Source organism: Flavonifractor sp. An112, assembly GCF_904377885.1.
GTDB lineage: Bacteria > Bacillota > Clostridia > Oscillospirales > Oscillospiraceae > Flavonifractor > Flavonifractor avicola.
In genome coordinates this window covers 1-4,142 of record NZ_CAJFGT010000110.1, presented here as the reverse complement: position 1 = coordinate 4,142, position 4,142 = coordinate 1, and the positions used below count along the sequence as shown (strand labels likewise).

The following is a 4,142-nucleotide window of genomic DNA, read 5'->3' as shown; positions in this document are numbered from 1 at the left end:
CCCGCATCCGCGGCAAGAGCGTCAGCGAGATCGTAGGTTAAGGAGGGCCGTGAACATGGCTAATCTGAACATCAAGCTGGTCAAGAGCCTGAACGGCCGCATTGCCAAGCATAAGGCCACCGCCGAGGCTCTGGGGCTGCGCCACATCGGCGACACCACCGTACAGCCCGATAACGAGGCTACCCGCGGCAAGATTGCCCACATCGGCTATCTGCTGCAGGTGACCGAGGAACAGTAAGGAGGTGCGCGAAATGAATCTGCATGATCTTTCCCCCGCTGCCGGTTCCAACCCCAAGGCTTACCGCAAGGGCCGCGGCAACGGTTCCGGTAACGGCAAGACTGCCGGCCGCGGCCAGAAGGGCCAGTGGGCCCGCTCCGGCGGCGGCGTCCGCGTGGGTTTTGAAGGCGGCCAGATGCCTCTGACCCGCCGTATCCCCAAGCGGGGCTTCAACAACATTTTTGCCAAGCCCCTGGAGGCCATCAACGTCTCCGCCCTGAACAAGTTCGAGGACGGCGCTGTGGTCAACGTGTGCGACCTGCTGGAGAAGGGTATCCTCTCCAAGTGCGAGTACGGCTACAAGGTGCTGGGCAACGGCACCCTGACCAAGAAGCTGACTGTCCGGGCCTCCGCTTTCTCTGCCTCCGCCAAGGAGAAGATCGTGGCGGCAGGTGGAAAGTACGAGGTGGTCTAAGTGATCCAGACCATCCGTAACGCGTGGAAGATCCCTGAGCTGCGCAAGAAGATCCTCTTTACCGTCTTCGCGCTGCTCATCTTCCGGCTGGGCTCGGTGGTTCCTGTTCCCTTTATCAACAGTGACCTGCTGGGCTCTACGCTCAACAACATGGGAGGCATCTTCTCCCTGCTGGGTACCATGAACGGCACCGCCTTCTCCATGGCCGCCGTCTTTGCCCTGGGCGTGCAGCCGTATATTAACAGCTCCATCATCATCCAGCTGCTCACCGTTGCCATCCCCGCCCTGGAGCGTCTCCAGCGGGACGGCGGCGAGGAGGGCCGGAAGAAGATCGCGGCCATCACCCGTTACGTGACCGTGGCTATCGCTATCCTGCAGGGCCTGGGCTACTACACCCTGGTCGCCAGCACCAGCAACGGCGCTTTGCTGGACACCGCCGGTCTGCCCGGCTGGTGGGTGGCCGTTGTGATTATCCTCTGCTTTACCGCCGGTTCCGCCTTTGTTATGTGGCTGGGTGAGCAGATCACCGAGTTCGGCATCGGCAATGGCATCTCCATCATCCTGTTTGCCGGTATCCTGTCCCGGGTGCCCGGTATGGTGGAGGCTATCTACACCGGTATCCGCAACAACCTCAACGGCGTCACCGGCGATGGTGTCTTCAACCTTCCCTGGTGGGGCGCCATCCTCATCGTAATCGGTATGCTGGCCATCGTGGTGCTCATCGTGTTCATCCAGAACTCCGAGCGCCGCATCCCCGTCCAGTATGCCAAGCGGGTGGTGGGCCGCAAGATGTACGGCGGCCAGTCCAGCCACATCCCCCTGAAGGTGAACATGAGCGGCGTTATGCCCATCATCTTTGCTCAGGCCATTGCCTCCCTGCCCGCTACCGTGGGTATGTTCTTCGGCAAGAGCGTCGAGAGCGAGGGCGGCTGGGGCGTGTTCCTCCGCGTGTTCAACACCACCAGCATTGTTTATATCATTGTTTACTTCCTGCTGATTGTGGGCTTCAGCTACTTCTATTCCACCATGCAGTTCAACCCGGTGGAAGTGGCCAACAATCTCAAGAAGAACGGCGGCTTTATCCCCGGCTTCCGTCCCGGCAAGCCCACCGCCGACTTTATCCACAAGGTTCTGGGTAAGATCACCATGTTTGGCGCTCTCTATCTGGCCGTGATCGCCATCGCTCCCATCGTCACCGGCGCCATCATCGGCGTCAGCAGCCTGGCCATCGGCGGTACTTCCGTCATCATCGTGGTGGGCGTTGCTCTGGAGACCACCAAGGCGATGGAGGCTCAGATGATGATGCGCCACTACAAGGGCTTCCTGGAGTAAGGGGCGAGGAAAATGAAAATCATTCTTCTGGGCGCCCCCGGCGCCGGAAAGGGTACTCAGGCTGAGATCATCAGCAAGAAGCTGGGTATCCCCACCATCTCCACCGGCAACATCCTCCGGGCCGCCGTCAAGGCCGGCACCCCCATCGGGCTGGAGGCTAAGAGCTATATGGACGCCGGCAAGCTGGTCCCTGATGAGGTCATCATCGGCATCATTCAGGAGCGGCTGGCCGAGTCCGATTGTGCCAACGGTTTTATCCTGGACGGCGTGCCCCGCACCATCGCCCAGGCTGAGGCTCTGGATGCCCACGGCATCCACTTTGACGCGGTGCTCTCCCTGGAGATCGCCGACAGCGTCATCGAGGCCCGTATGACGGGCCGCCGGACCTGCCACACCTGCGGCGCCACCTACCACATTGTGGCCGCTCCTCCCAAGCAGGAGGGGATCTGCGACAAGTGCGGCGGCGAGCTGGAGCAGCGCAAGGACGACCAGCCTGAGACCGTTAAGCACCGGCTGGAGGTCTATCACAACGAGACCGAGCCCCTCAAGGACTATTACCAGGCTCACGGCGTGCTGATGAGCGTGCCTGATCTGGGCGGGATCGAAGAGACCAACAACAAGATCATGGAACTGCTGGAGAAGTGATTTGAGATGGAAATGATCTCACTGAAATCTCCCCGTGAAATCGAGCTGATGCGCCGGGCCGGGCGGTTGACCGCCCAGGCCCGGGCGCTGGCCGGTTCCATGGTGCGGCCCGGTGTCACCACCCATGAGATTGACACCGCGGTACGCAAATTTATCGAAAGTCACGGAGCCAAGCCCTCCTTCCTGGGATATGGCGGCTTTTCCGGCTCCGCCTGCATCTCCATCAATGAGCAGGTTATCCACGGCATCCCCGGCCCCCGGAAGCTGCAGGAAGGCGACATCGTCTCCATTGACGTGGGCGCTTACCTCAACGGCTTTCATGGTGACTGTGCTGCCACCTTCCCCTGCGGAGAGGTGAGCGACGAGGCCATGCGGCTCATTCGGGTCACCGAGCAGAGCTTCTGGGAGGGCATCCGTCTGGCCCGGCCGGGCAAGCGGGTGTACGACATCTCCCACGCCGTTCAGCAGTATGTGGAGGCCAACGGCTTCTCCGTGGTGCGGGACTTTGTGGGTCACGGTGTGGGCGCCAAGCTCCACGAGGCTCCGGAGGTCCCCAACTACGGGCCTGCCGGACACGGCCCCCGGCTCCAGCCGGGCATGACCATCGCCGTGGAGCCCATGGTGTGTGCCGGTGACTGGCGGGTGAAGGTGCTCAAGGACGGCTGGACCACCGTGTCCGCCGACGGTAGCATGACCGCCCACTATGAAAATACCATCCTCATCACCGACGGCGAGCCCGAAGTGCTTACCGTGGCGGAGGACTGAGTATGGCGGCGGAGCATCCGCGGATCGTCCGCTCACTGGCAGGGCATGACAAGGGGCAGCTGTTCTGCGTTTTGGATCAAGACGGCCCCTATCTGCTGCTCTGCGACGGCAGACGGCGAAAGGCAGAGTCCCCCAAGCGGAAGAAAACCGTACACACGGCCGACGCCGGGGACTTCCAACACCCCGTTCTGGAGAAGATCCGGACTGGGGAACCCATCACAAACCGAGAGGTGCGGAGGGCGCTGGCCGCTTTCCGAGCTGAGGAGTCAAGGAGGGTATGACGCTTTGGCAAAAGACGATATGATCGAAGTGGAGGGCGTCGTCACCGAGTCCCTTCCCAATACCACGTTCCATGTGGACATCGGAAACGGCCACATCATTCTGGCCCACATCTCCGGCAAGCTGCGGATGAACTTCATCCGCATTCTGCCCGGCGATAAAGTCACCGTCCAGATGTCCCCCTACGACGTAACCCGGGGCCGGATCACTTGGCGAAGCAAGTAATCCGGCTCATTCCGGCGGGCGCAGGCCTGCCGACCCTATCAATGACCGGTGCGGGTCAGCGGGGCCTTGCCTCCGCCGTACCGGGGCCATCAGGCTCTACAGGAGGTTAATGACATGAAAGTTAGACCGTCCGTGAAGCCCATGTGCGAGAAGTGCAAGATCATCAAGCGCAAGGGCAAGGTCATGGTTATTTGCGAAAACCCC

General features: G+C 61.3%; 7 protein-coding genes. All 7 read left to right on the top strand.

Annotated features, from left to right (window positions below):
* Window positions 1-55 precede the first annotated feature (55 nt).
* Complete coding sequence (rpmD, locus tag IHN22_RS12285; RefSeq protein WP_087335586.1) at window positions 56-238, top strand: 50S ribosomal protein L30; 183 nt, start codon at window positions 56-58, stop codon at window positions 236-238.
* A gap of 13 nt (window positions 239-251) precedes the next feature.
* Window positions 252-692 (top strand): 50S ribosomal protein L15, encoded by a 441-nt coding sequence (rplO, locus tag IHN22_RS12280; RefSeq protein WP_191435656.1) that lies wholly within the window; start codon window positions 252-254, stop codon window positions 690-692.
* Window positions 693-2,024, top strand: coding sequence for a preprotein translocase subunit SecY (gene secY / locus IHN22_RS12275; RefSeq protein ID WP_191435655.1), 1,332 nt, complete (start codon window positions 693-695; stop codon window positions 2,022-2,024). It abuts the gene before it with no gap.
* A gap of 12 nt (window positions 2,025-2,036) precedes the next feature.
* Window positions 2,037-2,669 carry an adenylate kinase gene (locus tag IHN22_RS12270; RefSeq protein WP_087269159.1) on the top strand — a complete coding sequence of 211 codons (633 nt, stop codon included), beginning with the start codon at window positions 2,037-2,039 and terminating at the stop codon, window positions 2,667-2,669.
* A gap of 12 nt (window positions 2,670-2,681) precedes the next feature.
* The gene (map, locus tag IHN22_RS12265) at window positions 2,682-3,434 is read left to right on the top strand and encodes a type I methionyl aminopeptidase (RefSeq protein ID WP_087328960.1); all 753 of its coding nucleotides are present in this window, start codon (window positions 2,682-2,684) and stop codon (window positions 3,432-3,434) included.
* A 285-nt stretch (window positions 3,435-3,719) separates the two neighbouring features.
* Window positions 3,720-3,938, top strand: coding sequence for a translation initiation factor IF-1 (gene infA / locus IHN22_RS12260; RefSeq protein WP_009258089.1), 219 nt, complete (start codon window positions 3,720-3,722; stop codon window positions 3,936-3,938).
* A gap of 114 nt (window positions 3,939-4,052) precedes the next feature.
* Window positions 4,053-4,142, top strand: a 90-nt coding sequence (gene rpmJ, locus IHN22_RS12255; protein ID WP_191435654.1) for a 50S ribosomal protein L36, incomplete at its 3' end; no start/stop codon positions are given.